Annotated in this window: 23 protein-coding genes, 1 pseudogene and 1 riboswitch; of the genes and pseudogenes, 15 read left to right on the forward strand and 9 right to left on the reverse strand. The window is 64.1% G+C overall.

Annotation, left to right across the window (positions count from 1 at the left end; genetic code table 11):
* Entirely contained in the window at positions 1–759 is a 759-nt protein-coding gene (locus tag ACFSOZ_RS09075; protein WP_379096257.1) for a cobalt-precorrin-6A reductase, read from the forward strand.
* Here ACFSOZ_RS09075 and ACFSOZ_RS09080 read toward each other — a convergent pair.
* From ACFSOZ_RS09080 to ACFSOZ_RS09120, 9 genes and pseudogenes are all read right to left on the reverse strand, one after another.
* Positions 747–1511 (reverse strand): precorrin-3B C(17)-methyltransferase, encoded by a 765-nt coding sequence (locus ACFSOZ_RS09080; protein WP_379096260.1) that lies wholly within the window; start codon positions 1509–1511, stop codon positions 747–749. The two genes, ACFSOZ_RS09075 and ACFSOZ_RS09080, sit on opposite strands and share 13 nt — an antisense overlap.
* On the reverse strand, positions 1508–2266 hold the full coding sequence (locus ACFSOZ_RS09085) for a precorrin-2 C(20)-methyltransferase (RefSeq protein ID WP_379096262.1): 759 nt from the start codon (positions 2264–2266) through the stop codon (positions 1508–1510). Before ACFSOZ_RS09085 ends, ACFSOZ_RS09080 begins: the two co-directional genes overlap by 4 nt.
* Positions 2263–2895 (reverse strand): precorrin-8X methylmutase, encoded by a 633-nt coding sequence (locus tag ACFSOZ_RS09090; protein WP_379096265.1) that lies wholly within the window; start codon positions 2893–2895, stop codon positions 2263–2265. The genes ACFSOZ_RS09085 and ACFSOZ_RS09090 overlap by 4 nt, the downstream gene beginning before the upstream one ends.
* Before the next feature lie 2 nt (positions 2896–2897).
* A pseudogene (gene cobG / locus ACFSOZ_RS09095) lies at positions 2898–4251 on the reverse strand (precorrin-3B synthase).
* A complete protein-coding gene (locus tag ACFSOZ_RS09100) occupies positions 4248–7823 on the reverse strand; it encodes a cobaltochelatase subunit CobN (RefSeq protein WP_379096268.1) in 3576 nt (1191 codons plus the stop codon). The pseudogene cobG and the gene ACFSOZ_RS09100 overlap by 4 nt, the downstream one beginning before the upstream one ends.
* 18 nt (positions 7824–7841) lie before the next feature.
* A complete protein-coding gene (cobW, locus tag ACFSOZ_RS09105; RefSeq protein ID WP_379096271.1) occupies positions 7842–8879 on the reverse strand; it encodes a cobalamin biosynthesis protein CobW in 1038 nt (345 codons plus the stop codon).
* Between the two features lie 2 nt (positions 8880–8881).
* Entirely contained in the window at positions 8882–9310 is a 429-nt protein-coding gene (locus ACFSOZ_RS09110; protein WP_379096274.1) for a DUF1636 family protein, read from the reverse strand.
* A gap of 39 nt (positions 9311–9349) precedes the next feature.
* Positions 9350–9553: riboswitch (cobalamin riboswitch) on the reverse strand.
* Between the two features lie 201 nt (positions 9554–9754).
* A complete protein-coding gene (locus tag ACFSOZ_RS09115; protein ID WP_379096276.1) occupies positions 9755–10351 on the reverse strand; it encodes a DUF6348 family protein in 597 nt (198 codons plus the stop codon).
* A gap of 54 nt (positions 10352–10405) precedes the next feature.
* Positions 10406–11614 (reverse strand): winged helix-turn-helix domain-containing protein, encoded by a 1209-nt coding sequence (locus ACFSOZ_RS09120; RefSeq protein WP_379096279.1) that lies wholly within the window; start codon positions 11612–11614, stop codon positions 10406–10408.
* A 330-nt stretch (positions 11615–11944) separates the two neighbouring features.
* On the opposite strand from ACFSOZ_RS09120, the gene ACFSOZ_RS09125 reads away from it, so the two are divergent.
* The 14 genes from ACFSOZ_RS09125 (at position 11945) to ACFSOZ_RS09190 (ending at position 26351) form a co-directional block, all read left to right on the forward strand.
* A complete protein-coding gene (locus ACFSOZ_RS09125; RefSeq protein WP_010910112.1) occupies positions 11945–12310 on the forward strand; it encodes an NADH-quinone oxidoreductase subunit A in 366 nt (121 codons plus the stop codon).
* A complete protein-coding gene (locus ACFSOZ_RS09130) occupies positions 12301–12882 on the forward strand; it encodes a NuoB/complex I 20 kDa subunit family protein (protein WP_379096282.1) in 582 nt (193 codons plus the stop codon). Before ACFSOZ_RS09125 ends, ACFSOZ_RS09130 begins: the two co-directional genes overlap by 10 nt.
* A 4-nt stretch (positions 12883–12886) precedes the next feature.
* Entirely contained in the window at positions 12887–13492 is a 606-nt protein-coding gene (locus ACFSOZ_RS09135) for an NADH-quinone oxidoreductase subunit C (RefSeq protein ID WP_379096284.1), read from the forward strand.
* A gap of 9 nt (positions 13493–13501) precedes the next feature.
* Complete coding sequence (locus ACFSOZ_RS09140) at positions 13502–14692, forward strand: NADH-quinone oxidoreductase subunit D (protein ID WP_379025246.1); 1191 nt, start codon at positions 13502–13504, stop codon at positions 14690–14692.
* Positions 14693–16000 carry an NADH-quinone oxidoreductase subunit E gene (locus ACFSOZ_RS09145; RefSeq protein WP_379096287.1) on the forward strand — a complete coding sequence of 436 codons (1308 nt, stop codon included), beginning with the start codon at positions 14693–14695 and terminating at the stop codon, positions 15998–16000.
* 10 nt (positions 16001–16010) lie between these two features.
* Complete coding sequence (nuoF, locus tag ACFSOZ_RS09150; RefSeq protein ID WP_379096290.1) at positions 16011–17315, forward strand: NADH-quinone oxidoreductase subunit NuoF; 1305 nt, start codon at positions 16011–16013, stop codon at positions 17313–17315.
* 101 nt (positions 17316–17416) lie between these two features.
* On the forward strand, positions 17417–18112 hold the full coding sequence (locus ACFSOZ_RS09155) for an NADH-ubiquinone dehydrogenase (protein ID WP_379096293.1): 696 nt from the start codon (positions 17417–17419) through the stop codon (positions 18110–18112).
* A gap of 73 nt (positions 18113–18185) precedes the next feature.
* Complete coding sequence (nuoG, locus tag ACFSOZ_RS09160) at positions 18186–20267, forward strand: NADH-quinone oxidoreductase subunit NuoG (protein ID WP_379096296.1); 2082 nt, start codon at positions 18186–18188, stop codon at positions 20265–20267.
* 2 nt (positions 20268–20269) lie between these two features.
* Complete coding sequence (gene nuoH / locus ACFSOZ_RS09165; RefSeq protein WP_095087231.1) at positions 20270–21313, forward strand: NADH-quinone oxidoreductase subunit NuoH; 1044 nt, start codon at positions 20270–20272, stop codon at positions 21311–21313.
* On the forward strand, positions 21313–21804 hold the full coding sequence (gene nuoI / locus ACFSOZ_RS09170; RefSeq protein ID WP_023812382.1) for an NADH-quinone oxidoreductase subunit NuoI: 492 nt from the start codon (positions 21313–21315) through the stop codon (positions 21802–21804). Before nuoH ends, nuoI begins: the two co-directional genes overlap by 1 nt.
* Before the next feature lie 127 nt (positions 21805–21931).
* The gene (locus ACFSOZ_RS09175) at positions 21932–22552 is read left to right on the forward strand and encodes an NADH-quinone oxidoreductase subunit J (RefSeq protein WP_379096300.1); all 621 of its coding nucleotides are present in this window, start codon (positions 21932–21934) and stop codon (positions 22550–22552) included.
* Position 22553: 1 nt separating this feature from the next.
* Complete coding sequence (gene nuoK / locus ACFSOZ_RS09180) at positions 22554–22862, forward strand: NADH-quinone oxidoreductase subunit NuoK (protein ID WP_019858930.1); 309 nt, start codon at positions 22554–22556, stop codon at positions 22860–22862.
* Between the two features lie 10 nt (positions 22863–22872).
* On the forward strand, positions 22873–24846 hold the full coding sequence (nuoL, locus tag ACFSOZ_RS09185; protein ID WP_379096303.1) for an NADH-quinone oxidoreductase subunit L: 1974 nt from the start codon (positions 22873–22875) through the stop codon (positions 24844–24846).
* On the forward strand, positions 24846–26351 hold the full coding sequence (locus ACFSOZ_RS09190; protein ID WP_379096306.1) for an NADH-quinone oxidoreductase subunit M: 1506 nt from the start codon (positions 24846–24848) through the stop codon (positions 26349–26351). Before nuoL ends, ACFSOZ_RS09190 begins: the two co-directional genes overlap by 1 nt.
* The last annotated feature ends 6 nt before the right edge of the window (positions 26352–26357 follow it).

The following is a 26357-nucleotide window of genomic DNA, read 5'->3' on the forward strand; positions in this document are numbered from 1 at the left end:
ATGACCCACCGCATTCTGATCCTCGGCGGCACTACGGAAGCCCGGCAACTGGCCGGACAACTGGCAGCGCGCGCCGATTGCGCGGTCACGCTGTCGCTGGCCGGCCGCACCGAAAGCCCGGTTGCGCAAGGCGTGCCCGTGCGAACCGGAGGGTTTGGCGGCGCCGATGGGCTGGCTGCCTATCTCCGGGAGACGCGCATCGACCTGCTGATCGACGCCACGCATCCCTATGCGGCGCAGATCTCGGCCAATGCGGCGCAAGCCGCGCGCCTGGCCGGCGTGCCTGTTTTGGCCCTGCGGCGGCCGGGCTGGGAGCCAGTCGAAGGCGACCGCTGGACGCAGGTCGACACGGTCGGCGACGCCGTGCACGCACTGGGTCCCGCGCCGCGGCGCGTTTTCCTGGCGCTCGGCCGGCAGGAGGTCGCCGCCTTCGAGGCAGCACCCCAGCATCATTATCTCATTCGCAGCGTTGATCCGGTCGAGCCCAGGCTGAAGGTCCCGGAGGCGAGCTATCTGCTGGCACGGGGGCCATTCCCCGAGGCGGAAGAGCGGGCGCTGCTCGAAGAGCATCGCATCGAAATCGTCGTGTCGAAGAACAGTGGCGGCGAGGCGACCTATGGCAAGATCGCGGCGGCACGGGCGCTTGGCATCGAGGTGGTGATGGTCCGCAGGCCGGCGCTGCCGGACGTTGCCTCGGCTGAAACCGTCGAAGCGCTGGCCGCTATTGTCAACCAGTTTGGGGCCGATCATTTTCTCTGACCCGTCGACGAGCGCGGCGTGTAGACCAGCGCCGGTCTGTCGCCGCGCTTGATGATCCTGGTTTCCGGCGAGCCGATGATGATGCAGGTCGCCATGTCGGCCTTCAAAGCGTCGACATCGGCCAGCAGGAAGACTTCGATGCGCTCATCCGGACGGCCGGCGGCGCGGCCGAAAATCACCGGCGTGGTGCCCGGCAGGATCGCGGTCAGGCATTCGAAGGCGCGGCCAAGCTGCCAGGGGCGCGCCTTGCTGATCGGGTTGTAGAGCGCGATGACGAAGCCGGCGCCGGCCGCCGCCAGCAGCCGCAGCTCGATCAATTCCCACGGTTTCAGATTGTCGGACAGCGAAATGGCGCAGAAATCATGGCCGAGCGGAGCGCCGATGCGGGCGGCGACAGCGAGCATGGCGGTGATGCCGGGCACGACGGCGACATCGACCGCACGCCATTCGGTCGGGCCGGCCTCGATCGCCTCGCAGACGGCGGCTGCCATGGCGAACACGCCGGGATCGCCACCGGAAACGACGGCGACGTCATGGCCCTCCGCGGCCTTGATCAAGGCGTCCTTGGAGCGGGCGAGTTCTTCGCGATTGTCTGAAGCAACGCGGGTCTGGTCCGGGCGCAATTCCAGCCGGTCGAGATAGGGCTTGTAGCCATAGAAGAATCTTGCCTGCGCCACGGCACGGCTGGCTTCCGGCGTCACCTGATCGGCATTGCCCGGTCCAAGCCCGATGACGGTGAGACGGCCGCTCATGCTTGTGCTCCCGAAACGCCGGGCCGGCCGGACCAGCCGGCGACCAGCACGATGGCGAAGTAGGGAGCCTTGTCGTCCTGCTTGTCGGCCAGTTGCATCGAGACGCTGCCGGCCATGGTGCCGCGCTCGACATAGACGGCGCGCGCCAGCTTGCCGGTCGCCTCCAGCGCCCGCCTGATCTTGGGCAGGTTGCGGCCGACCTTCATGATGACGGCGGCGTCGGTATCCGCCAGCCGGCGCGTCAGCTCGAACTCGCTCATTGTGCCGGGCAGCACGGTCAGCACGTCGTCACCCTGGACGATCGGCAGGCCGGTGGCCGACCAGCAGCCCGACATGGCGGTGACGCCGGGAATGACTTCGGTCGGGAATCGATGGGCGAGGCGGACATGCAGATGCATGTAGGAGCCGTAGAACAGCGGGTCGCCCTCGGACAGCACGGCGACCATCTTGCCGGCCTGAAGATGCTCGGCGACCTTCTCGGCGGATTCCTCGTAGAAACCGGCGATCTGCGACCGGTAGTCGTCGTGATCCTTGTCGATTTCCGTTGTGACCGGATAGAGCAGCGGCAGTTCCGTCATGCCGGGGCGGAACTGCGCTTCGACGATGGCGCGCGCGTTGCTGTTGTTGCCGCGCTTGGCGAAATACGCCACGACATCGGCTTCAGCCAGGACGCGTGCAGCCTTTAGCGTCAACAGTTCGGGGTCGCCGGGACCGGTGCCGACGCCAACCAGACGACCTTTGGCAAACTCGTTCACAGGCCCGGCCTCGCCAAGGCATTGAGTGCCGCGGCGGTCATGGCGCTGCCGCCAAGCCGGCCGCGCACGATGGCATAGGGCACGCCATAGGAATTCTCGGCCAGCGCATCCTTGGATTCGGCCGCACCGACGAAGCCGACCGGCATGCCGATGATGGCTGCCGGCTTCGGCCCGCCGTCGCGAAGCTTTTCCAACAGATAAAAAAGTGCGGTCGGCGCATTGCCGATGGCGACCACCGAACCGGCCAGGCGCTCGCCCCACAGGTCGATCGCGGCCGCGGAGCGGGTGTTGCCGATCTCCTTGGCGATTTCGTGTGTGCGCGGGTCGCGCAAGGTGCAGATCACCTCGTTGCCGGCCGGCAGCCTGGCGCGGGTGATGCCATGCGAGACCATCTCGGCGTCGCAGAAGATCGGTGCGCCCGCCGAAAGTGCCGTGCGCGCGGCGGCCACGAAATCGGTCGAGAAAACGAAATGGCTGGCAGCTTCGACCTGGCCACAGGCATGGATCATGCGGATGGCGACATCGGCCTCGGCTTCGGAGAAGCGCGTGAGATCCGCCTCGGCGCGAATGATGGCGAAGGAGCGCTCGTAGATCGCCGCGCCGTCGTGGATGTAGTCGTAGGCGGCCATGCTCATTCCTGTCGGTAAGCTTCGGCGATGCCGGCCGCGCCAAGCCTTGTCAGGCAAGCGGCGGCGGTTTCGCCGGGAAGTCGTGCGCTGCGGATCGCTGCCGCGACGCGGCTGATGCCGCGCGCGGCGTCATAGCCCGGCCTGTAGCCGGCAGGAAGGCCCTTTGCCGTCGCGTTCACGACAAGTCCGGCTCCGTTTTCGCCGCCGACCAGGGTAAGCGCTGCTTTGCCCGGATGGGCACAGCCCTTGGCGCAGCCGGAAACGTGCAGGGTGAAGTCGAGGATGTCGGCATTTTCAGCCGCAATCGTCTCGGCAATGTCGCGTGTGGCGATCCGGCCGGAAGCGCAAGCCGGCGTGCCGGGGCAGGCTGCGATACGCGTGCGCGGATCGGCTGGGTCAGTGACGAAGCCGAGAGTGGCTGCGGCGTCCTGAAGGGGCTGGTTGGCGGCCGCCGGCTGACCGAGGAAAAGCAAGGCACGGCCAGGGGAGAGGCGGATTTCGATTGCGCCGAGGGCGAGGGCACCCTGCGCAAGGCCGATGATCTTGTCCGCCTGCATGCTGCCATAGGGCAGGCCGATGCCGAGGGTAGCGATGGCTGTGGTCAGGTCGAAAGTTCCAATGGGTCGGCGATCTTTCGCGCCCCCCCTTTGTCCTGCCGGACATTTCCAGCAGGACAAAGGGGGGCGCGAAGGAATGCCAACCGGCGAGAGATGTCAGCTGCCTCTCCGACAAATCCCTTGCATGGGCGTCGCGGCCTATTTCGGCAACCATCCTGAGCACCGCAACGGCGATATCGCGCGCCGTATCGTCGTCCACCGTGGCGAGTGGCCTTGCATTCTGCCCATCACCCGCGACAGACACGCGCCACCGAATTCCCGTATCGGTGCGCGTTGCGACAAGCCGCACATCGGCCGTCACCGAATCCAGTCCAAGTTGTCCACCGCCGTCGACAATGACCGAAACCTTCGGCCCGAGCCGTTGCGTCAGCCCAGCCTCTTCGACCGCCGCCCTGATCCGCTCGGCCAGCGGACGGGGATCGGCAATCTCCTGCGGGTCGATGCCGGCCAGCGGTCCGGTCTCGACCGGAACACCGGTGCGCACCACGATGCCTAGCGCATCAACCTCCGTCGCCAGAAGAGCCGCGCTTTCCGGCGTCAGGCCGCGTATCTGCAAACTGCCGCGCGCGGTGACTTCCAAGATGCCGTTGCCGTACCGCAAGGCGGATTCGGCGAGTGCGATCAAAAGCTTCGGCGACAATCCTCCAGCCACCGGGTTGAGCCGCACCAGCAGGCCGTCGCCGGTCTGCATGGGGGCTGCCAGAGCGGGGCAGGCACCGCGACGCGAGAAGGCGTTCATGCCGCAACCCCAAGCGCTTCTGCCTCGGCAATCAGCGCGGCGAGGTCGTCGTCGATGGAATTGCGCAAGGGATGCCAGAGGCCACGCCGGCGCGCCGACAGGAAGCGCTCGGCAATGACTTTGGCGGCGGCGGGATTCTCGCGCAAGATGAAGGCACGCACCCGGGGATCGCCGAGATAGGCATCATGCACCGCTTCGATCAGCGCGCCCGATATGGCATGGGTGGTTTCGGCGAAACCGACCAGCCGGTCGACCGTTTCGGCGAATTCGGAGGCGCCGCGCGGGCCGTGGCGCATCTGGCCTGATATGAACCGGGCATTGACGGCGCGGGCACGCACGACGCGGGCTACCGCCTCACCGATCGAACGCGGCTTCGGTTTCTGCGGATCCGTGGTGTCGAGCACGATGACATCGGCGTTCCGGCCGAGCGCCGCAAGCGCGGCCGAAAAGCCGCCGATGAAGGCGACGTCGGCGGAGCCTTCGAGAATGTCGCGGCCAGGGTCGTCGCCGGTGTGGACGAGAAGATCGGCTTCGGCGATGCGGCCCTCGAAGGCGCCGGGTGCTGAGACACCTTCGCCCTCGGCACCGCCATAGGCATGCGAGGTGGCGTCGAGATAGGCGCGGCCGATCTCCTCGCGCGCCGCCCAGTCGCCGCTCGACAGCAGGTCCTCGACGCCGGCGCCGTAGGTGCCGGGCGAGGTGCCGAAAATACGCGGGCTGATCTTGCCATCCGCGCGGCTCCGAGCTGCGAGCGGGTTTTCCGAATCCTCCTCGTCGCGGGCGGCAACGGCGTTGGCGGCGGCATCGATCAGTGCGATCTGGGTCGGGAACATGTCGCGGAACAGGCCCGATATGCGCCATGTGACATCGACCCGCGGGCGTCCGAGGGCGGCCGGCGGCAGCACCTCTATGCCGGTGATGCGGCCGGTCGAGGTATCCCATTGCGGCCGGCAGCCCATCAGCGCCAGGCCCTGCGCGATTTCCTCGCCGCCGGTGCGCAGCGAGGCCGAGCCCCAGAGATCGATGACCAGCGAACGTGGCCAGTCGCCATGCGACTGCATGTAGCCGCGCACGACTTCTTCGGCTGCAGCCCTGCCGAGATCATAGGCCGTCGGCGTCGGCATGGTGCGCGGATCCGACGTGAACAGGTTGCGGCCGGTGGGCAGAACGTCGGAGCGACCGCGCGCCGGCGCACCGGCCGGGCCGGCCTTGACATGGCGGCCATCCAGTGCCGCGAACAGCGCCGTCTTCTCTGCGTCCGCGCTTTGACGGCGCATGGCGTCGGGCTCGTCCTCGGGTGCGCGGCCATAGATATGCAGCCCGTCCTTGATGGCGAAATCCTTGAGGTCGCAGAGCCAGGCGTCGATGCGGCGCAGCGCTTCGTCGGGCGCGTCGGTTCCGGCGACACCGGCTTCGGCGGCGAGGCCGGTTTTCTGCGCGGTGTCGAAGATCAGCTTGGCCAGACGATCGCGGCGGCGGCGGTCGAGACCGTCGGCCTGGGCATATTCGTCGACCAGCCGCTCAAGCCTGTGCTGATCCTCGTCCAGCCCGGCGCCGGTCATTGGCGGCGGCAGATGGCCAAGAGTGACCGCGGCGATGCGCCGTTTGGCCTGTGCTGCTTCGCCGGGGTTGGAGACGATGAAGGGATAGATGACGGGCAGGGGACCGGTGACGATCTCGGGAAAGCAGTTTTCCGAGAGCGCAACCGTCTTGCCGGGCAGCCATTCCAGCGTGCCATGGGCGCCGACATGGATGAGAGCGTGGACGCCGAGCGATTTGCGCAACCACAGGCCGAAGGCGATCAGCGCATGGCGCGGCGGTAGTGTCGGGTCGTGATAGTCGGCGCGGCGGTCCGCCGAGCGGCCGCGATCGGGGGCGAGCGCCACGGTGATGTTGCCGAAGATGGCGGCGCGGAAGGGGAAGTGTTTTTCGCCAACGAACCGCGAAGGTTGGCGTTCTGTCGCGCCCCCCTCTGTCCTGCCGGACATCTCCCCCACTTGGGGGGAGATTGGCAGTTCCGTTGTTGGCTCTTGAGCTACAGCGTGGGAAATTGGCGAACGCAGTGATGAGGGCGCAATCTCCCCCCGTGTGGGGGAGATGTCCGGCAGGACAGAGGGGGGCGCCTCGCACAAGCCGGTTTCGTCTTCTACTTTCCCCCAAGCGGCTTCCACGGCAGCGAGTGCCTCAACTGGCAATTCTGTCGAGAAGTCGAGATAATCCTCCAGCTTCAGCCCTTGCCCGGCCACTTCCAGCAAATCCAGCAGCCCACGAGGCGTTTGCGGAATCCCGTCAACCGCATACCCCTGTTCCTTGAGGTCGTGCAGCATGGCCACCGCGCTGGACGGCACATCGAGGCCGACGGCATAGCCGGTGCGGCCGGGCGCACTCGGATAATCGGGGATCAGGATCGCCAGCTTGCGTTCGGCGCGGGGCGTTTCCTGCAGCTTGATGAAGGCTGCGACGCGGTCCGCGACTTGCGCGACGCGGTCGGGCTCCGGCCGGTTGGCGAAGGCGCGGTGACCAAGTGCGGGATCGACCTCGCTCTCGCCCTTGAAGGAAATCGCACCGGCCAGGATGCGGCCGTCGAGCTCCGGCAGCACGACATGCATGGCGAGGTCGGCGGGTGCCAGCCCGCGCTGGTTGTTTTCCCAGATATCGCGGCGGGTGGTGGCGACGATGACCTGGAAGACAGGCACGCCGGCGCGGTCGAACAGGGTTTCAACGCCGGGTTCGGCGCCGGACGCGAAGGCGGTCGCGGTGATGATGGCGGCAGGTTTGAGCGTGGTCAGTGCGGTTTCCACGAACGTCAGGGATGCTGGATCCTTGAGGCTGGAGACGAAGATGGGGACCGGGTTGATGCCGCGCTGCCGCAGCGCTTCAAAAAGCGCGCCGATCGGCGCGACATCGGCCGCCAGCAGCATCGAGCGGTAGAACAGGATGGGGGTGACGGGGGCGCGGACGTGGGCAGGATCGCTACCGTTCATCGGGATCCGGACAGCACTCGGGTCGTCAACGACGCCGCGTCCTGGCTCATAAAATCCGGCCTTTGGTACCGCGACCGGTGCTGTGACGGTGCTCCTGGCTCCAGCCAGCCGCGCCAGCTTCTGTACCAGCGCGCTCATATTCGCCGGGCCGCCCTCGCGGAAATAGTCGAGCAGAGCGTCAAGCTCCTCGCGCGGCAGCGTCGAGGCTTCGATCAGGCGCAGATCCTCGTCGCGGCATTCGCCGGGCAGCAGCGCCAGTTTTATGCCGCGAGCGCGGGCGGTCAAGGCAAGCTGGTCGCAGCCATAGCGCCACCAGTCGTAGCCGCCGAGGATGCGCACAAGGATGATTTTGGCGTGGCGGGCGACGCTGTCGACCCAGAGGTCGACGGACATGGGATGGCGCAGGTCACGGAGGGCAGCCAGCCGCATCGAGGGCAGGCGGTCGGCGTCGGCCTTCCACGCCGCCGCCAGCCCGGCGAGATCGCTGTCGGTGAAGGACAGGGCCACGATATCCGCCGGCGTCTGCCGCAGATCGACCGGCTCGGCGAGATCGTCGAGCGAGGCGGATGTCGTGGTGAGGATGTGCATCGCGGCCCGTGGTGTGCGTCAGCCGGCGAGTATACGCTCGATTGCCGGGCGGTTCAGCCCCTTCAGGCCGATGACGACGAGGCGCGAGCGGCGGTCGTCCTGCGCCGTCCAGGCGCGGTCATAGTAATGATTGACGCGCGGTCCGACAGCCTGCAGCAAGAGCCGCATCGGCTTGCCGCCGACCTCGACGAAGCCCTTCACGCGCAGCACGTTTTCTTCCTCGGCGGCGGTAGCGACGCGTTTTGCCAGCTCATCCGGATTGGCGATCGAGGCTATGTCGACAATAAAACTGTCGAAGTCATCATGCTCGTGGTCGAGCTCGTCGTCGTGATGGGTCTTGCGGTTTTCGATGTCGTCCTCGACGGCAAGGCCAAGGCCGAGCAGCACCGACGGATCGACCTTGCCCTGCGACGTCGGCACGATTTTCACCGCGCGGGCGATGTGCTCGTTGATGATGGCGTTGGCGCGGGCGGAGCCGGCGGCGTCCATCAGGTCGCTCTTCGACAGGATGATCAGGTCGGCACAGGCGATCTGATCCTCGAACACTTCTTCGACCGGATCGTCGTGATCGAGCGTCGTGTCCTGTGCGCGCTGTGCCTGAAGTGCGTCGATGTCGTTGGCGACACGGCCTTCGGCCAGTGCTGGTCCATCGACGACGGCGATGACGCCATCGACCGTCACGCGGCTCTTCACTGTCGGCCACTGAAAAGCCTGGACCAGCGGTTTGGGCAGAGCGAGGCCGGAGGTCTCGATCAGGATGTGGTCGACCTTTGGTGTCAGCGACAGGATCTGGTCGAGTGCCGGCACGAAATCGTCGGCAACGGTGCAGCAGATGCAGCCATTGGCCAGCTCGACGATGTTTTCCTCCGGGCAGGTGTCGATGCCGCAGCCCTTCAGGATCTCGCCGTCGATGCCGATGTCGCCGAACTCGTTGACGATGATGGCCAGCCGCTTGCCGCCGGCATTTTCCAGGAGGTGGCGGATGAGCGTCGTCTTGCCGGCGCCGAGGAAGCCGGTGACGACGGTGCAGGGGACGCGGGAGACGGAAGCGGTCATGATCAGTCCTTCAATAGGTCGAGGGGAGGGATGCGGGCGACGAGGCCGCGCTTCAGGCTATCGGGGCGGCCGCGCCACGGAATGAGGCCGTCCGTCGAGGTGGCGAAGAGTTTTGCTCCGGAGACGAGGTCGGCGCCGCTGGTCGCGGTCAGGTCGCCGAAGACGTAGCTCCAGCAGCCATCGCGCAGGATGGCGGCACTAAGCCGGCGCTTGCAATTGCCGAGGCATTCGACGCTGAAGACCCGGACATCTTCGCCAGAAGCGGCGCGGCGCGCATCCTGCGCCAGCAGTTCGCCGGCGCGGGGATGAGCGTCGGAACCGGTTTCATCGCGACAGGAAGCACAGACGATGACGGTTACGCCGGCAAGAGCATCGCTCTCGCCGGACGAATTGTCCGCTGTGCCAGCCGAAAAACTGCTGTCATGGTCCAAAAATCGAACTCCTTGCCCGGAAACCCGCCGGGCGATCGGATTCTGTAGTCGTAGACGGCAGGTCTCCTGGCTCGCGGGTCATCGCCTTGGTGCCGCCTTCCCGGGACCGTCCCAGTGGCTTTCGGCCTTGGCTCTTCGCTTACAGTTGCGGGGACAGCCGCGGATTTGGGATTTTTGTCCCGCACCGCATTCCCTCTTGGCCCTTGCCGTTGCGGGCAGGGGACCGTCTGGAGCGGATTTAGGCTTTTGCAGGCAGCGGTGTCAACGCGGGGTGAGCGTTAGTTGCGGCTTGATGTCCATCATGTATCCATTGGCTTCTTAGTGCGACCTCTTAACCAGTTTGCGGCGGTGCCCAACAAACTCGGTTTGGCAGCCTTCTCTTCTGGCAACGCAAGAATGACATGGCGCAATGCCTGATACCCATCGCCGTGATGCCAATCCTGACTAACAAGCAGCTTGGCCTTCAGGCCATGTTTCGTTGTCCAGGAGAACTTCTTTGCCGATAAGTTCTCCGCCATGGCTCGCTACGAAAATCCGGACGAAATGACTGCCGGGGCGCACATTGGCGGAGAACAGTTTTTCCAGCTGGGCATAGAACGCCGGATATGTCCGGTTAAGCGTGCATTCCACTACAGCCTGGGTAATGACAGGCCCGGCATACACCTTCCAGCTGGCATCATTGCGCTGCCAGAACTCGATGTCGGCTTGCATGTTGTCGCAAACATGCTTTGCAAGGCCCTCGATCAACACATGAAATACGCCGATCAGGAACTTTCCGAATGCCTGGAATGTCGCCTGTTGACGTGTGTCGCCCATTCCAACGAACGATTCGATGACGGGCTGAGTGCCCAGTAACGGCGAGAAGATATGGATTTCGACGACAAGCCAGAGTGTCGAGTCTCGCTGCTCCCTATCCAAGATTTCGGCTTCAAACCGCAGGTTTTCCAGCTCAAGACTGACATCGTGCTGTCCACGGATGGTGTTGATCCCATGTGCAATCAACGCCTCGTGGATCAGGTCGAGAACCTCTTGCGATGCCATGATTGAACCTGGGCCGACAAAACTCCCTCAAACGTCTGCGGCCGACGGCTGATGTCAAGAGCGGCCCTGATGGTTCAAGCTCAGCAGTGCCGGACCCAAGTCGCCGGCCGGTGTGATTTCCATTCTCTCTAGTCCAAGCCAGCCTTGCATCTGCTTCAGTTCCTCGAACAGCTGACCAGCGGTTTCAGCGGGCGCGCCGGGCTCGGCGTAAGCAGCATGGACGCGTAACACGCCAGCCGGCCGGTCGGCCTTGAGGTCGACGCGCGCGACGATCCTGTCGCCGAGCAGGAAGGGCAGGACGTAGTAGCCGTATTGGCGCTTTTCGGCCGGGGTGTAGATCTCGATGCGGTAGTGGAAATCGAACAGTCGCTCGGTGCGCGACCGCTCGAAGACGACCGGATCGAACGGCGCCAGCAGGGCGCGGGCCTCGAGTTTGCGTGGCAGGCGCGCGTCCTTATGAAGATAAGCCGGCTTGTCCCAGCCTTCGACACGCACGGGCAACAGTTCGCCAAGTTCGACCAGTTCCTCGAGCCGGCCTTTCATGTCGGCGGGCGACAGGCGGTAGTAGTCGCGTAGGTCGCCAGCCGTCGCGATGCCGTGGGCGCGGGCCGAGATGCGCAGCAACTCGCGGTGCGCGTCCTCGGTGGCCGGCACCGGCAGGTCGAGGATCGCCTGCGGCAGCACGCGCTCTGGCAGATCGTAGAACCGCTCGAACCCGCGACGGTGCGCCGTGGTGATGCGCCCGGCCCAGAACAGCCATTCGAAGGCATGCTTGGCATTGCTCCAGCCCCACCAGCCGCCGGAGCCTTTCTGGCCTTCCAGCGCGGAAGCGGCGATCGGGCCGCGATCGACGACCTCGCGGTAGATCTGTTCGATGTAGCCAGCGTGTTCGCGGCCCCATTTGGCGAGGCCGAGATACATTTCATCGCCGCGCTCGGCCCGCTGCATGCGCCAGCGCATCAGCGGATATGTCTCGACCGGCAGGAAGGAGGCCTCGTGCGCCCAGTATTCGAACACCGTGCGATTGCGCGTCACGGCCGCGTTGTCGAGCAAGGCAAGCGGGTAGGGGCCAAGGCGCGAATAGAGCGGCATATAGTGAGCGCGCACCACCGCACTGACGGAATCGATCTGCAGCAGGCCGGTGCGGGCCAGCACGCGGGCAAAGTGGCGGCGGTCGGGCGTACCGGCGGGGCGGGGATCGAGAAACCCCTGGGCGGCGAGCGCGATGCGCCGGGCCATGGCAAGCGAGATTTTTTCCTTCATGCAGGCGTCACTCTGAGGGTGGTTGGCCGAAGTTCCGATGGGTGATTCCGGCCCATGCTAGCAGGGTTTTGGCGGCAACCATGTCAGGAGAGAAAAGTGGAGTAAAAAGCGAAGGAAATCAAACAGGAGCGGATCGGACCAGTTTCCTCGGATATGCCGTCCAGCACCGTGTTTTGAACAAGGTTTGACTTGCTTCGCTGGAAGTGCTGCGCTAACCCTCGCCGCGTTGCAGCATAGGCCCTTAAAACGGTTCAGCGGTTAATCTGTCACGCTTCCGCATTAGGGTCCGGTGCTGTAATCAAAGTGGATTGCGCCAACGGAAAGCCGAGCATGAACGCACTATTGAGTTCGTACCTGCCCATCGTCCTGTTCATCGGCGTGGCGCTGGTCGTCGGCCTGGCGCTGCTGGCCGCACCCTTCCTGGTCGCCTACCGCAATCCCGATCCCGAAAAGCTTTCCGCCTACGAGTGCGGTTTCAACTCGTTCGACGACGCCCGCATGAAGTTCGACATCCGTTTCTACCTGGTGTCGATCCTGTTCATCATCTTCGATCTGGAAGTGGCCTTCCTGTTTCCGTGGGCTGTGTCGTTCTCGAAGATTGGCATGCTCGGCTTCTGGTCGATGATGGTCTTTTTGGCGGTGCTGACCATCGGCTTTGCCTATGAATGGAAAAAAGGAGCGCTGGAATGGGATTGAACGACAGTTCCGGAACGCTCGTCGCGCCGAAGCCCAAGGGCCTGATCGATCCCAACACCGGCAGGCCGGTTGGGGCGGATGATCCTTTCTTCCTCGAGATCAACAACGAACTGGCCGACAAGGGCTTTCTCGTCACCTCGACGGAAGCGCTGATCACCTGGGCGCGCAGCGGTTCGCTGATGTTCATGACCTTCGGCCTCGCCTGTTGCGCGGTCGAGATGATCCACACCTCGATGCCGCGCTACGACTCGGAGCGGTTCGGCGTCGCGCCGCGCGCCTCTCCGCGCCAGTCCGACATCATGATCGTCGCCGGCACGCTGACCAACAAGATGGCGCCGGCGTTGCGCAAGGTCTACGACCAGATGCCGGAGCCGCGCTACGTCATCTCGATGGGCTCCTGCGCCAATGGCGGCGGCTACTACCACTATTCCTATTCGGTGGTGCGCGGCTGCGACCGCGTCGTGCCGGTCGACATCTATGTGCCCGGCTGCCCGCCGAGCGCCGAAGCGCTGCTTTATGGCATTCTTCTCCTGCAGAAGAAGATCCGCCGCACTGGCACGATCGAACGGTAAATCCATGACCGCATCCCTGAGCGAACTGTCGACCTATCTCGGCGAGAAGCTGATCGGCCGCGTGAATGACGCGGCGATCGCCTATGGCGAACTCACCGTCCATGTCGAGCCGCGCGATCTGGTCGAGGTGATGACCTTCCTGCGCGACGATGCGCGCTGCCAGTTCATCTCGATCATCGATGTCTGCGGCGCCGACTATCCGTCGCGGGCCAAGCGCTTCGACGTCGTCTATCACCTGTTGTCGCCGAAACAGAACGTGCGCATCCGCGTCAAGGTACAGGCCGACGAAGAGACGATGGTGCCGTCGATCACCGGCGTGTTCCCCGGCGCCGACTGGTTCGAGCGCGAGACCTACGATCTCTATGGCGTGCTGTTCTCGGGCCATCCCGATCTGCGCCGCCTGTTGACCGATTATGGGTTCGAAGGCCATCCGCTGCGCAAGGATTTCCCGCTGACCGGCTTCGTCGAGGTGCGCTACGACGACGAGGCCAAGCGCGTCATCTACGAGCCGGTCGAGCTCAAGCAGGAATTCCGCAATTTCGATTTTCTTTCGCCATGGGAAGGGACGGACTACGTCCTGCCGGGCGATGAAAAAGCCAAGACGAATTGAGGCGCCAGAATGGCTGAGACCTCCGTCCGCAATTTCAACATCAACTTTGGGCCTCAACACCCTGCAGCGCATGGTGTTTTGAGGTTGGTTCTCGAGCTCGACGGCGAGGTTGTCGATCGCGTCGATCCGCATATCGGGCTGCTGCATCGCGGCACCGAAAAGCTGATCGAGGCCAAGACCTACCTGCAGGCCATACCTTATCTCGACCGGCTCGATTATTGCGCGCCGATGAACCAGGAGCATGCCTTCGCGCTGGCCGCCGAGCGCCTGCTCGGTATCGATGTGCCGAAGCGCGGCCAGCTGATCCGCGTGCTCTACTGCGAGATCGGCCGCATCATGTCGCACATCCTCAATGTGACGACGCAGGCGATGGACGTCGGCGCGCTGACGCCGCCGCTGTGGGGCTTCGTCGAGCGCGAAAAGCTGATGGTGTTCTATGAGCGCGCCTCCGGCTCGCGCATGCACGCGGCCTATTTCCGCCCCGGCGGCGTGCATCAGGATCTGCCGCAGAAGCTGGTCGAGGATATCGGCAAGTGGATCGATCCGTTCCTGAAGTCGATCGACGACCTCGATCAGTTGCTCACCGGCAACCGCATCTTCAAGCAGCGCAATGTCGACATCGGCACGGTGTCGCTGGCCGATGCCTGGGCCTGGGGCTTTTCGGGCGTGATGGTACGCGGCTCGGGCGCGCCCTGGGATCTGCGCAAGTCACAGCCCTATGAATGCTATTCGGAAATGGATTTCGACATTCCGATCGGCAAGAACGGCGACTGTTTCGACCGCTACCTCGTGCGCATGGAAGAAATGCGCCAGTCGGCGAAGATCATGCGCCAGTGCGTGGACCTTTTGCTCGGCAAGGAGAGCACCGGCCCGGTGTCGAACCTCGATGGCAAGGTGGTGCCGCCGAAGCGCCAGGCGATGAAGCGCTCGATGGAAGCGCTGATCCATCACTTCAAGCTCTACACCGAGGGCTACCGCGTGCCGGCCGGCGAAGTCTATGCGGCGGTCGAGGCGCCGAAGGGCGAGTTCGGCGTCTATCTCGTCTCCGACGGCTCCAACAAGCCGTACCGCTGCAAGCTGCGCGCGCCCGGTTTCGCGCATCTGCAGGCCATGGATTTCCTTTGCCGCGGCCACATGCTGGCCGACGTCACCGCCGTTCTCGGCTCCCTCGACATCGTGTTTGGTGAGGTCGATCGCTAAATGTCAGTCCGCCGTCTCGCAGAAGCCAGCGTCCAGCCAGCAACCTTCGCCTTCAACCGGGCGAACGCGGCAGCGGCGAAGCAATGGATCAAGAAATACCCCAAGGGCCGTGAACAGTCGGCTATCATCCCCTTGCTGATGATAGCTCAGGAGCAGGAGGGCTGGGTCACCAAGGCGGCGATCGAGACGATTTCCGACATGCTCGGCATGCCCCGTATCCGAGGGCTCGAGGTCGCTACCTTCTACACGCAATACCAGCTGAGCCCGGTCGGCACCCGCGCCCACATCCAGGTCTGCGGCACGACGCCCTGCATGCTGCGCGGCTCGGAAGCGCTGATGGATGTGTGCCGGTCGAAGATCCATCACGACCAGTTCCACGCCAATGCCAAGGGTACCTTGTCGTGGGAGGAGGTCGAATGCCTCGGCGCCTGCGTCAACGCGCCGATGGTGATGATCTTCAAGGACACGTTCGAGGACCTGACGCCGGAACGGCTTGGCGAAATCATCGATCTCTTTGAGGCCGGCAAGGGCGCCTCGGTGACGCCCGGGCCACAGGATGGCCGCATGGGGTCGGAGCCGATCACCGGGCTGACGACGCTGACCAGTGAAAAGGCAATTCTCAAGAGCACGCGCGACAAGGAAGCCAAGGCGGCGACCAAGGCCGCCCAGAATGCGGCGCCGTCTGCTGCCCCGGCCGCAACCGCGCCAGTCGCTCCGGCGGCGCAGGCACCGGCCGCCCCTGTCGCGCCGTCCAATGCCGGCAAGCCGAAGACCGACGCGCCGGAAACCAGCCCGGCGTTGAAGACGCCCTCGGCCACCAAGGTCACGCCGGCGGCGGAAAAGGCGGCGAGCGTCTCGGCGCCGTTGCATTCCGCGGCCAATGCCAACACGGCAGCACCGGAAGTCGAAAAAGTTTCCAAGCAGCGCAATGGTCCGAAGACCAAGGCCGAGCCGGCGGCCGCCTTCAAGGCACCGGAAGTCAAGGCGCCAGCCGCGAAGGCTGCCAAGCCGGCCAAACCGTCGTTCGAGGACAAGAACCGCCCGGCCGGTATCGACAGGCCGGCGCTGGTCGACGACCTCAAGCTGATCTCCGGTGTCGGCCCCAAGATCGAGGGTGTCCTGCATTCGTTGGGCATTTTCACCTTCGCGCAGGTTGCGTCCTGGAAGAAGGCTGAGCGCGATTGGGTGGACGGTTATCTCGCTTTCCACGGCCGCATCGATCGCGACGACTGGGTCAAGCAGGCCAAGGCGCTCGCCAAGGGTGGTGTCGCCGAATACATCCGCGTCTTCGGCAAGAAACCGGTCTGAGGGACGAAAAATGCTTCAGGACAAAGACCGCATCTTCAACAACATCTACGGCCTCTTCGACAAGTCGCTGGCCGGCGCGATGGCGCGTGGTGCCTGGGATAATACGCCCGGCATCATCGCCAAGGGGCGCGAGTGGATCGTCAACGAAATGAAGGCCTCAGGCCTGCGCGGCCGTGGCGGCGCCGGCTTCCCGACGGGCTTGAAATGGTCGTTCATGCCCAAGCAGAGCGACGGACGTCCGAGTTATCTCGTCGTCAATGCCGACGAGTCCGAACCCGGCACCTGCAAGGATCGCGACATCCTGCGCAATGATCCGCACACGCTGGTCGAGGGCTCGCTGCTCGCCGGCTTCGCCATGGGTGCGGTTGCCGCCTACATCTACGTTCGCGGCGAGTTCATCCGCGAACGCGAGGCGCTGCAGCGCGCCATCGACGAGGCCTACGAAGCCAAGCTGATCGGCAAGAACAACACGTCCGGTTATGACTTCGACATCTACATGCACCACGGCGCCGGCGCTTATATCTGCGGCGAGGAGACGGCGCTGCTCGAAAGCCTCGAAGGCAAGAAGGGCCAGCCGCGGCTGAAGCCGCCATTCCCGGCCAATGTCGGCCTTTATGGCTGCCCGACCACGGTCAACAATGTCGAATCGATCGCCGTTGCGCCGACCATCCTGCGCCGCGGCGCGGCCTGGTTCTCGTCCTTTGGCCGGCCCAACAATGTCGGCACGAAGCTGTTTTGCATTTCCGGCCACGTCAACAACCCGTGCACGGTCGAAGAGGCGATGTCGATCCCGTTCCGCGAGCTGATCGAGACGCATTGCGGCGGCATTCGCGGCGGCTGGGACAATCTCTTGGCGGTCATTCCGGGCGGCGCCTCGGTGCCGCTGGTGCCCGCCGAGCAGATCATCGACACGCCGATGGATTTCGACGCGTTGCGCGACCTCAAATCCGGTCTCGGCACGGCGGCGGTCATCGTCATGGACAAGTCGACCGATATCGTGAAGGCGATCGCGCGGCTTTCCTACTTCTACAAGCATGAGAGCTGCGGCCAGTGCACGCCGTGCCGCGAAGGCACCGGCTGGATGTGGCGGGTGATGGAACGGCTGGTGCGCGGCGAAGCGCAGAAGCGCGAGATCGACATGCTGCTCGACGTCACCAAGCAGGTCGAGGGCCACACGATCTGCGCATTGGGCGACGCGGCGGCATGGCCGATCCAGGGCCTGATGCGGCATTTCCGCGGCGAGGTGGAACGGCGCATCGACGAGTTTTCGCGCAATGCGCACCGGGCCGAGCCGGTGATGGTGGCGGCGGAATAGAGACTTTGTGAATGCGGGCGAAAGCCCGAAGCGAAATACGGGCAAGTGCCCGATTTGAGACAACCGGGGCGGGGCGAACGAACAAACGACCAGGAGATTCTATGGCGCCGTATTCGACACCCTACTCATTGATGCCCAATTTGGACCAGCTCGAGAAGATGAACCAGGATCTGACCAGGATGATGCCGAAGGAGATGGCGAGTGCCGTCAACCTTCTCGCGCACCCCGTCGCGGGTGCGGCGGCGATGTCGGCGCTCGGCATCGGGCTCGTCAACCACGCCTTCGGCGTCTGGCTGGGCGCGCTTTCGGGGGCTACCGAGGCCTCGCAACGGCTGCTGCAGCCGATCGTCGATGATTTCGAGGCGCGCAGCGAGCGCTTTTCGGAGACGGAAAAGAACGCTTCCAAGGCCCGCGCGGCGACCAAGACCCTGATCGCCGAAGCGCAATCCTTCGCGCAGGACGTGACCGACATGGCTGCCAGGGAAGCAGCCGACACCCTTCCGGTCGTCGATGCGGGCCCGATAGCGGGCGCGGTTCCGGCCAGGGTGATGCCCGAGGATTTCAGGCAGCCAAAGGCCATGGACAAGCCCGCGAAGCCGTCCGACCTCAAGGCGATATCGGGCGTCGGCCCGAAGCTGGAGAAGGTTCTCAATGGCCTGGGCATCTGGACATATGCCCAGATCGCGGCATGGGCGCCGGAAGAGGTTGCGTGGGTCGAGGACTATTTGTCGCTCACCGGCCGCATCGGCCGTGACGATTGGACTGCCCAGGCGGCGGCACTCGCCGTCAGGAAATGAATGAAATGCCGGCTGCGGTTTCGACCGCGCCCGGGACAAGAGATTGCGGGAAATCCGCAGGGGTTTGAGGCGAATGGCAAAGCTCAAGGTCGACGGGAAAGAGATCACTGTACCCGACCACTACACGCTGCTGCAGGCAGCGGAAGACGCTGGCGCGGAAGTGCCGCGTTTCTGCTTCCATGAGCGGCTGTCGATCGCCGGCAACTGCCGCATGTGCCTGATCGAGGTAAAGGGCGGACCGCCCAAGCCGCAGGCCTCCTGCGCCATGGGCGTGCGCGACCTGCGTCCTGGCCCGAACGGCGAGCCGCCGGAAATCTTCACCAACACGCCGATGGTCAAGAAGGCCCGCGAGGGCGTGATGGAATTCCTGCTGATCAACCATCCGCTGGATTGCCCGATCTGCGACCAGGGCGGCGAATGCGACCTGCAAGACCAGGCGATGGCCTTCGGCGTCGATTCCTCGCGCTATCACGAGAACAAGCGCGCCGTCGAAGACAAGTATATCGGACCGCTGGTAAAGACGGTGATGAACCGCTGTATCCATTGCACGCGCTGCGTCCGCTTCACCACGGAAGTCGCCGGCATTTCCGAGCTTGGCCTGATCGGGCGTGGCGAGGACGCCGAGATCACCACCTATCTCGAACAGGCGATGACCTCGGAGCTGCAGGGCAATGTCATCGACCTTTGCCCGGTCGGAGCGCTGACCTCCAAGCCGTTCGCCTTCCAGGCGCGGCCGTGGGAGCTGACCAAGACCGAATCCATCGACGTGATGGACGCCGTCGGTTCGGCGATCCGCGTCGATAGCCGCGGCCGCGAAGTGATGCGCATCCTGCCGCGGGTCAACGAGCAGGTGAACGAAGAGTGGATCTCCGACAAGACCCGCTTCATCTGGGACGGTCTGCGCACGCAGCGCCTCGACCGCCCCTATGTGCGCAAGGATGGCAAGCTGGTTCCGGCGAACTGGGCGGAGGCTTTTGCCGCGATCAAGGACGCGGTGTCGAAGGCGGCACCCGAGAAGATCGGCGCCATATCCGGCGATCTCGCCGCGGTCGAGGAAATCTACGCGCTGAAGCTGCTGATGGCTTCGCTCGGCTCGAAGAACACCGACTGCCGTCAGGACGGTGCCGCACTTGATCCGGCGCTCGGCCGGGCGGGCTATATCTTCAATCCGACCATCGAGGGCATCGAGCAGGCGGATGCGGTGCTGATCATCGGCGCCAACCCGCGCTATGAAGCCTCGGTGCTCAACGCCCGCATCCGCAAGCGCTGGCGGATCGGCAATCTGCCGGTTGGCGTCATCGGCGATGTCGGCGACACGCGCTACGACTATGAACAATTGGGCGCCGGACCGGACTCGCTGAAGGATCTGGCCGACGGCAATGGCAAGTTCTTCCAGACGCTGAAGAAGGCGACACATCCGCTGATCATTGTCGGCCAGGGCGCACTGGCACGCGCCGATGGCGCGGCCGTGCTCGGCCAGGCAGCAAAGCTCGCCGGCGCCGTCAACGCCGCAAGGGCGGACTGGAACGGCTTTGCCGTGCTGCACAATGCGGCCGGCCGCGTCGGCGGCCTCGATCTCGGCTTCGTTCCGGGCGAGGGCGGCAAGAACGTCGCCGGCATGCTGGGCGAGATGGAACTGCTGTTCCTGCTCGGCGCCGACGAGATCGACATGGGCAAGACCGGCGGCGCCTTCGTCGTCTATATCGGCACGCATGGCGATCACGGCGCGCATCGCGCCAATGTCATCTTGCCGGCGGCAGCCTACACCGAAAAATCGGCCACCTATGTCAACACGGAAGGCCGCGTGCAGCAGACCAACCGCGCCGGCTTCGCGCCCGGCGATGCGCGCGAAGACTGGGCGATCCTGCGGGCGCTGTCGGATGTGCTGGGCAAGAAGCTGCCGTTCGATTCGTTGCCGCAGCTGCGTGCGAAGCTCTATGGGGAGTATCCGCATCTGGCCCGCATCGATCAGGTCGCGGCTGGCAATGCCGAGGACATCACTGAGGTGGCGAAGCTCGGCGGGCGGCTGAACAAGGGCACCTTCACCTCGCCGGTCAAGGATTTCTACCTGACCAACCCGATCGCGCGGGCATCGGCCGTGATGGCGGAATGCTCGGCGCTGGCCAAGAGCGGCTTCAAGCAGGCGGCGGAATAAGCATGGACACTTTCTTCTCCTTCTACGTGCTGCCGGCGCTGCTGATCCTTCTCAAGTCGGTCGTGCTGATCGTCGTGCTTTTGATCTTCGTTGCCTACATCCTCTACGCCGACCGCAAGATCTGGGCGGCGGTGCAGCTGCGCCGCGGTCCGAACGTCGTCGGCCCCTGGGGCACGCTGCAGGCCTTCGCCGATCTGTTGAAGTTCGTCTTCAAGGAACCGGTGATCCCGTCAGGCGCCAACAAGGGCGTCTTCCTTTTGGCGCCGCTGGTCTCGGCTGTGCTGGCGATCTCGGCCTGGGCGGTCATTCCGGTCAACCAGGGCTGGGCGATCGCCAACGTCAATGTCGGCATCCTCTATGTCTTCGCCATCTCTTCGCTCGAGGTCTATGGCGTGATCATGGGCGGCTGGGCGTCCAACTCGAAATATCCGTTCCTCGGCGCGCTGCGTTCCGCCGCGCAGATGGTGTCCTACGAAGTCTCGATCGGTTTCGTCATCGTCACCGTGCTTTTGTGCGCCGGTTCGCTCAACCTGTCCGACATCGTCTTGTCGCAGCAGGATGGGCTGGGCACCAAGCTCGGCCTGCCCAACACTTTCCTCGACTGGCACTGGCTGTCGCTGTTCCCGATGTTCGTCATCTTCTTCATCTCGGCGCTGGCCGAGACCAACCGCCCGCCCTTCGATCTGGTGGAAGCCGAATCGGAACTGGTCGCCGGTCACATGGTCGAATATTCATCGACGCCGTTCCTGCTGTTCTTCCTCGGTGAATATGTCGCCATCGTGCTGATGTGCGCGCTGGCCACCATCCTGTTCCTCGGCGGCTGGCTGCCGCCCTTCGACTTTGCGCCGTTCACCTGGGTGCCTGGCGTCATCTGGTTCGTGCTGAAAGTCTGCTTCGTGTTCTTCGGCATCTCCATGGTGAAGGCCTTCGTGCCGCGCTACCGCTACGACCAGCTGATGCGGCTCGGCTGGAAGGTGTTCCTGCCGATCTCACTGTTCATGGTGGTCGCCACCGCCGCCTTCCTCAAGATCACGGGGTTTGCGTGATGTCCGCTCTGTCCCAAGCCGCAAAATCGCTGCTGCTGCAGGATTTCGTCAGCGCCTTCTTCCTGTCGATGCGCCAGTTCTTCGCGCCGAAGGAAACGATCAACTATCCGCACGAGAAGGGGCCGACCAGCCCGCGCTTCCGTGGCGAGCATGCGTTGCGCCGCTATCCCAATGGCGAGGAACGCTGCATCGCCTGCAAGCTGTGCGAGGCGATCTGCCCGGCGCAGGCGATCACCATCGAGGCCGGCCCGCGCCGCAACGACGGCACCCGCCGTACGGTGCGCTACGACATCGACATGGTGAAGTGCATCTATTGCGGCTTCTGCCAGGAAGCCTGCCCGGTCGATGCTATCGTCGAGGGGCCGAATTTCGAGTTCGCCACTGAGACGCGCGAGGAACTCTACTACGACAAGGACAAGCTGTTGGCGAATGGCGACCGGTGGGAGCGCGAACTGGCGCGCAACATCTCGCTGGACTCGCCGTACCGCTGATATTTGACGCATGGACGGGGCGAGGGGCCTCGTCTAAGGACAACGAAACTTGCCGACCGGAGGCGGCGGCAAGCAAGATCGAGCAGGACGCGAGCGTCGTGTTCGGACAGGAACCCGGGGGAACCCCATGCTGAGTGGACTAGAGGCGGCCTTTTTCTACCTCTTCGCCTTTGTCGCGGTGGCGTCGGCGTTCATGGTCATTTCGTCGCGCAACCCCGTGCATTCGGTGCTGTTCCTGATCCTGACCTTCTTCAACGCCGCTGGCCTGTTCATGCTGACCGGCGCCGAGTTCCTGGCGATGATCCTGCTCGTCGTCTATGTCGGCGCGGTCATGGTGCTGTTCCTGTTCGTCGTCATGATGCTCGACGTCGATTTCGCCGAGATGAAGGAAGGCGCGCTGCAATATGCACCGATCGGCGCGCTGGTCGGGCTGATCCTGGCAGCGGAGCTGATCGTCGTACTGGGCGGCTATACATTCGCGCCGCAGTTGGCCTCGACGGTGTCGAAACCGATCCCGGATCTCGCCACACGGACAAACACGGCCGCACTCGGCGACATCCTCTATACCGACTACCTCTACTACTTCCAGATTTCGGGCCTCGTGCTGCTGGTCGCCATGATCGGCGCCATCGTGCTGACGCTGCGCCACAAGGAAGGGGTGAAGCGGCAGTCGATCGCCGCCCAGGTCGGCCGCACCGCGGCGACCGGCATGGAAATCCGCAAGGTCAAGTCGGGCGAAGGAGTCTGAGATGGTCGTCGGCATCGCACATTATCTGACCGTATCGGCGATCCTGTTCACGCTCGGCGTGTTCGGCATCTTTTTGAACCGCAAGAATGTCATCGTCATCCTGATGTCGGTCGAACTGATCCTGCTCGCGGTCAACATCAATTTCGTCGCTTTCTCCGCCGCACTCGGCGATCTGGTCGGCCAGGTGTTCGCGCTGTTCGTGCTGACGGTCGCGGCGGCCGAGGCTGCCATCGGACTTGCCATTCTCGTCGTCTTCTTCCGCAACCGCGGCTCTATCGCGGTCGAAGACGTGAACATGATGAAGGGTTGACGGAACCACCATGTATCAAGCCATCGTCTTCCTTCCCCTGCTCGGCTTCCTGATCGTCGGCCTGTTCGGCACGTCCCTCGGCGCCAAGGCATCCGAATACATCACCTCCGGCTTCCTGGTGATCGCCGCGGTGCTGTCGTGGGTTGCCTTCTTCACCGTCGGCTTCGGCCACGGCGAGGTGTTCACCGTGCCGGTGCTACGCTGGATCCAGTCGGGTGGATTGGAGGCGCCCTGGGCGCTGCGCATCGACACGCTGACGGTGGTGATGCTGGTGGTGGTCAATACGGTGTCGGCGCTGGTCCACATCTATTCGATCGGCTACATGCACCACGATCCGAACCGGCCGCGCTTCTTCGCCTATCTGTCGCTGTTCACCTTCGCCATGCTGATGCTGGTGACGGCCGACAATCTGGTGCAGATGTTCTTCGGCTGGGAAGGGGTGGGCCTCGCCTCCTACCTGCTGATCGGCTTCTGGTACAAGAAGCCGTCGGCCAATGCCGCCGCCATCAAGGCCTTCGTCGTCAACCGGGTCGGCGATTTCGGCTTCGCGCTCGGCATTTTCGGCGTCTTCGTGCTGTTCGGCTCCGTCAATCTCGGCACCATCTTCGCCAATGCGGCGACCTTCATTCCGGCTGAAGGCGCGCCGCAAGGTGCTGCCGTGCTGACCTTCCTCGGTTATGCACTGGACAAGCAGTCGGCCATGACGATCGTCTGCCTGCTCCTGTTCATGGGCGCCATGGGCAAGTCGGCGCAGGTGCCGCTGCACACCTGGCTGCCGGACGCCATGGAAGGCCCGACGCCGGTCTCGGCACTCATCCATGCCGCCACCATGGTGACCGCCGGTGTGTTCATGCTGGCGCGGCTGTCGCCGCTGTTCGAACTGTCGCATTCGGCGCTGACGGTCGTCACCTTCATCGGCGCCTTCACCGCCTTCTTCGCCGCGACCGTCGGTCTCGTCCAGAACGACATCAAGCGCGTCATCGCCTATTCGACCTGTTCACAGCTTGGCTACATGTTCGTCGCGCTCGGCGTCGGCGCCTATGGTGCGGCGATCTTCCACCTGTTCACGCATGCTTTCTTCAAGGCGCTGCTGTTCCTCGGCTCGGGTTCGGTCATTCATGCCGTCTCCGACGAGCAGGACATGCGCAAGATGGGCGGCCTGAGGTCGCTGATCCCGACCACCTACTGGATGATGGTGATCGGCACGCTGGCGCTGACCGGCGTCGGCATCCCGGTGACGGTCATCGGCACCGCCGGCTTCTTCTCCAAGGACGCCATCATCGAGAGCGCCTTTGCCAGCCACAATTCGGTCGCCGGCCTCGCCTTCGTTCTCCTGGTCATCGCCGCCTGCTTCACCTCCTTCTATTCCTGGCGGCTGATCTTCATGACCTTCCACGGCAAGCCGCGGGCGAGCCATGAGGTGATGCACCACGTCCATGAATCGCCGCCGGTGATGCTGGTGCCGCTGTTCGTCCTCGCCGCCGGCGCGCTGTTTGCCGGCATCATCTTCCACGGCGCCTTCATCGGTGAGGGCTATGCCGAATTCTGGAAGGCCTCGCTGTTCACGCTGCCGGACAACCACATCCTGCACGAGATCCACGAACTGCCGCTGTGGGTCGAACTGTCGCCCTTCATTGCCATGCTGATTGGCTTCGCGCTGGCCTGGAAGTTCTACATCCGCTCGCCGGAAATGCCCGTCAATCTGGCCGCCCACCATCGCGGGCTCTATGCCTTTCTGCTCAACAAGTGGTACTTCGACGAGCTTTACGACTTCCTGTTCGTGCGGCCCGCCAAGCGCCTTGGCCATTTCCTGTGGAAGACCGGCGACGGCACCATCATCGATGGCCTCGGCCCGGACGGTGTCTCGGCGCGCGTCGTCGATGTTACCAACCGCGTCGTCAAGCTGCAGACCGGCTACCTCTACCACTATGCCTTCGCCATGCTGATTGGCGTTGCCGCACTCGTCACCTGGATGATGCTCTGATGACCGCCTGGCCAATCCTCTCGCTGGTCACCTTCCTGCCGCTGGTTGGTGTGCTGCTCATCCTGTTCATCAACGATGACAGTGAAAATGCGCGCCGCAACATCCGCGCCATCGCGCTGTTGACGACGACCTTCACGTTCATCATCTCGCTGTTCATCTGGACCGGCTTCGACAATTCGCAAGCCGGTTTCCAGTTCGTCGAGAAGGTTGCCTGGCTCGACTCCGGCATCTCCTACCATATGGGCGTCGACGGCATCTCGATGCTGTTCGTCATCCTGACGACCTTCCTGATGCCGCTTTGCATCCTGGCGTCGTGGGAAGCGATCGAGAAGCGCGTCAAGGCCTACATGATCGCCTTCCTGCTGCTCGAGACGCTGATGATCGGCGTGTTCTGCGCGCTGGATATCGTGCTGTTCTACGTCTTCTTCGAGGCCGGCCTGATCCCGATGTTCATCATCATCGGCGTCTGGGGCGGCAAGCGGCGCGTCTACGCCTCGTTCAAGTTCTTCCTCTACACGCTGGCCGGCTCGGTGCTGATGCTGCTCGCCATCATGGCGATGTTCTATCAGTCCGGCACGACAGACATTCCGACGCTTCTGACGCACAATTTCCCGGCCAACATGCAGACCTGGCTATGGCTCGCCTTCTTCGCCTCGTTTGCGGTGAAGATGCCGATGTGGCCGGTGCACACCTGGCTGCCGGACGCGCACGTCGAGGCACCGACCGCAGGCTCGGTGATCCTGGCCGCAATCCTGCTTAAGATGGGCGGGTACGGCTTCCTGCGCTTCTCGCTGCCGATGTTCCCGCTGGCGTCCGAAATGTTCGCGCCGCTGGTGTTCACACTGTCGGTCGTCGCCATCATCTACACCTCGCTGGTGGCGCTGATGCAGGAGGACATGAAGAAGCTGATCGCCTATTCGTCGGTCGCCCATATGGGCTTCGTCACCATGGGCATCTTCGCCATGAACCAGGAAGGCGTGCAGGGCGCCATCTTCCAGATGCTTAGCCACGGCCTCGTCTCCGGCGCGCTGTTCCTGTGCGTCGGCGTCATCTATGACCGCATGCACACGCGTGAGATCGCCGCCTATGGCGGCCTGGTCAACAACATGCCGAAATACGCCACGGTGTTCCTGATCTTCACGATGGCCAATGTCGGCCTGCCCGGCACCAGCGGCTTCGTCGGCGAGTTCCTGACCATGCTCGGCGTGTTCCGCGTCAACACCTGGGTGGCGTTCTTCGCCGCCACCGGCGTCATCCTGTCGGCGGCCTACGCGCTCTGGCTCTATCGCCGGGTGATCTTCGGCGCGCTGACCAAGGACAGCCTGAAGGGCCTGCTGGATCTGTCGACGCGCGAGAAGGTCATTATCTACCCGCTGGTCGTGCTGGTCATCTTCTTCGGCGTCTATCCCGCGCCCGTCTTCGACGCGACGGCCGAATCGGTCAAGTCGCTCGTCACCAATGTCACTGCATCCATCGGCGCCGCGCAGACCGCGGCGGCGAACTGACCAGGG

The sequence above is a fragment of the Mesorhizobium newzealandense genome, from assembly GCF_042682145.1.
Lineage (GTDB): Bacteria > Pseudomonadota > Alphaproteobacteria > Rhizobiales > Rhizobiaceae > Mesorhizobium > Mesorhizobium newzealandense.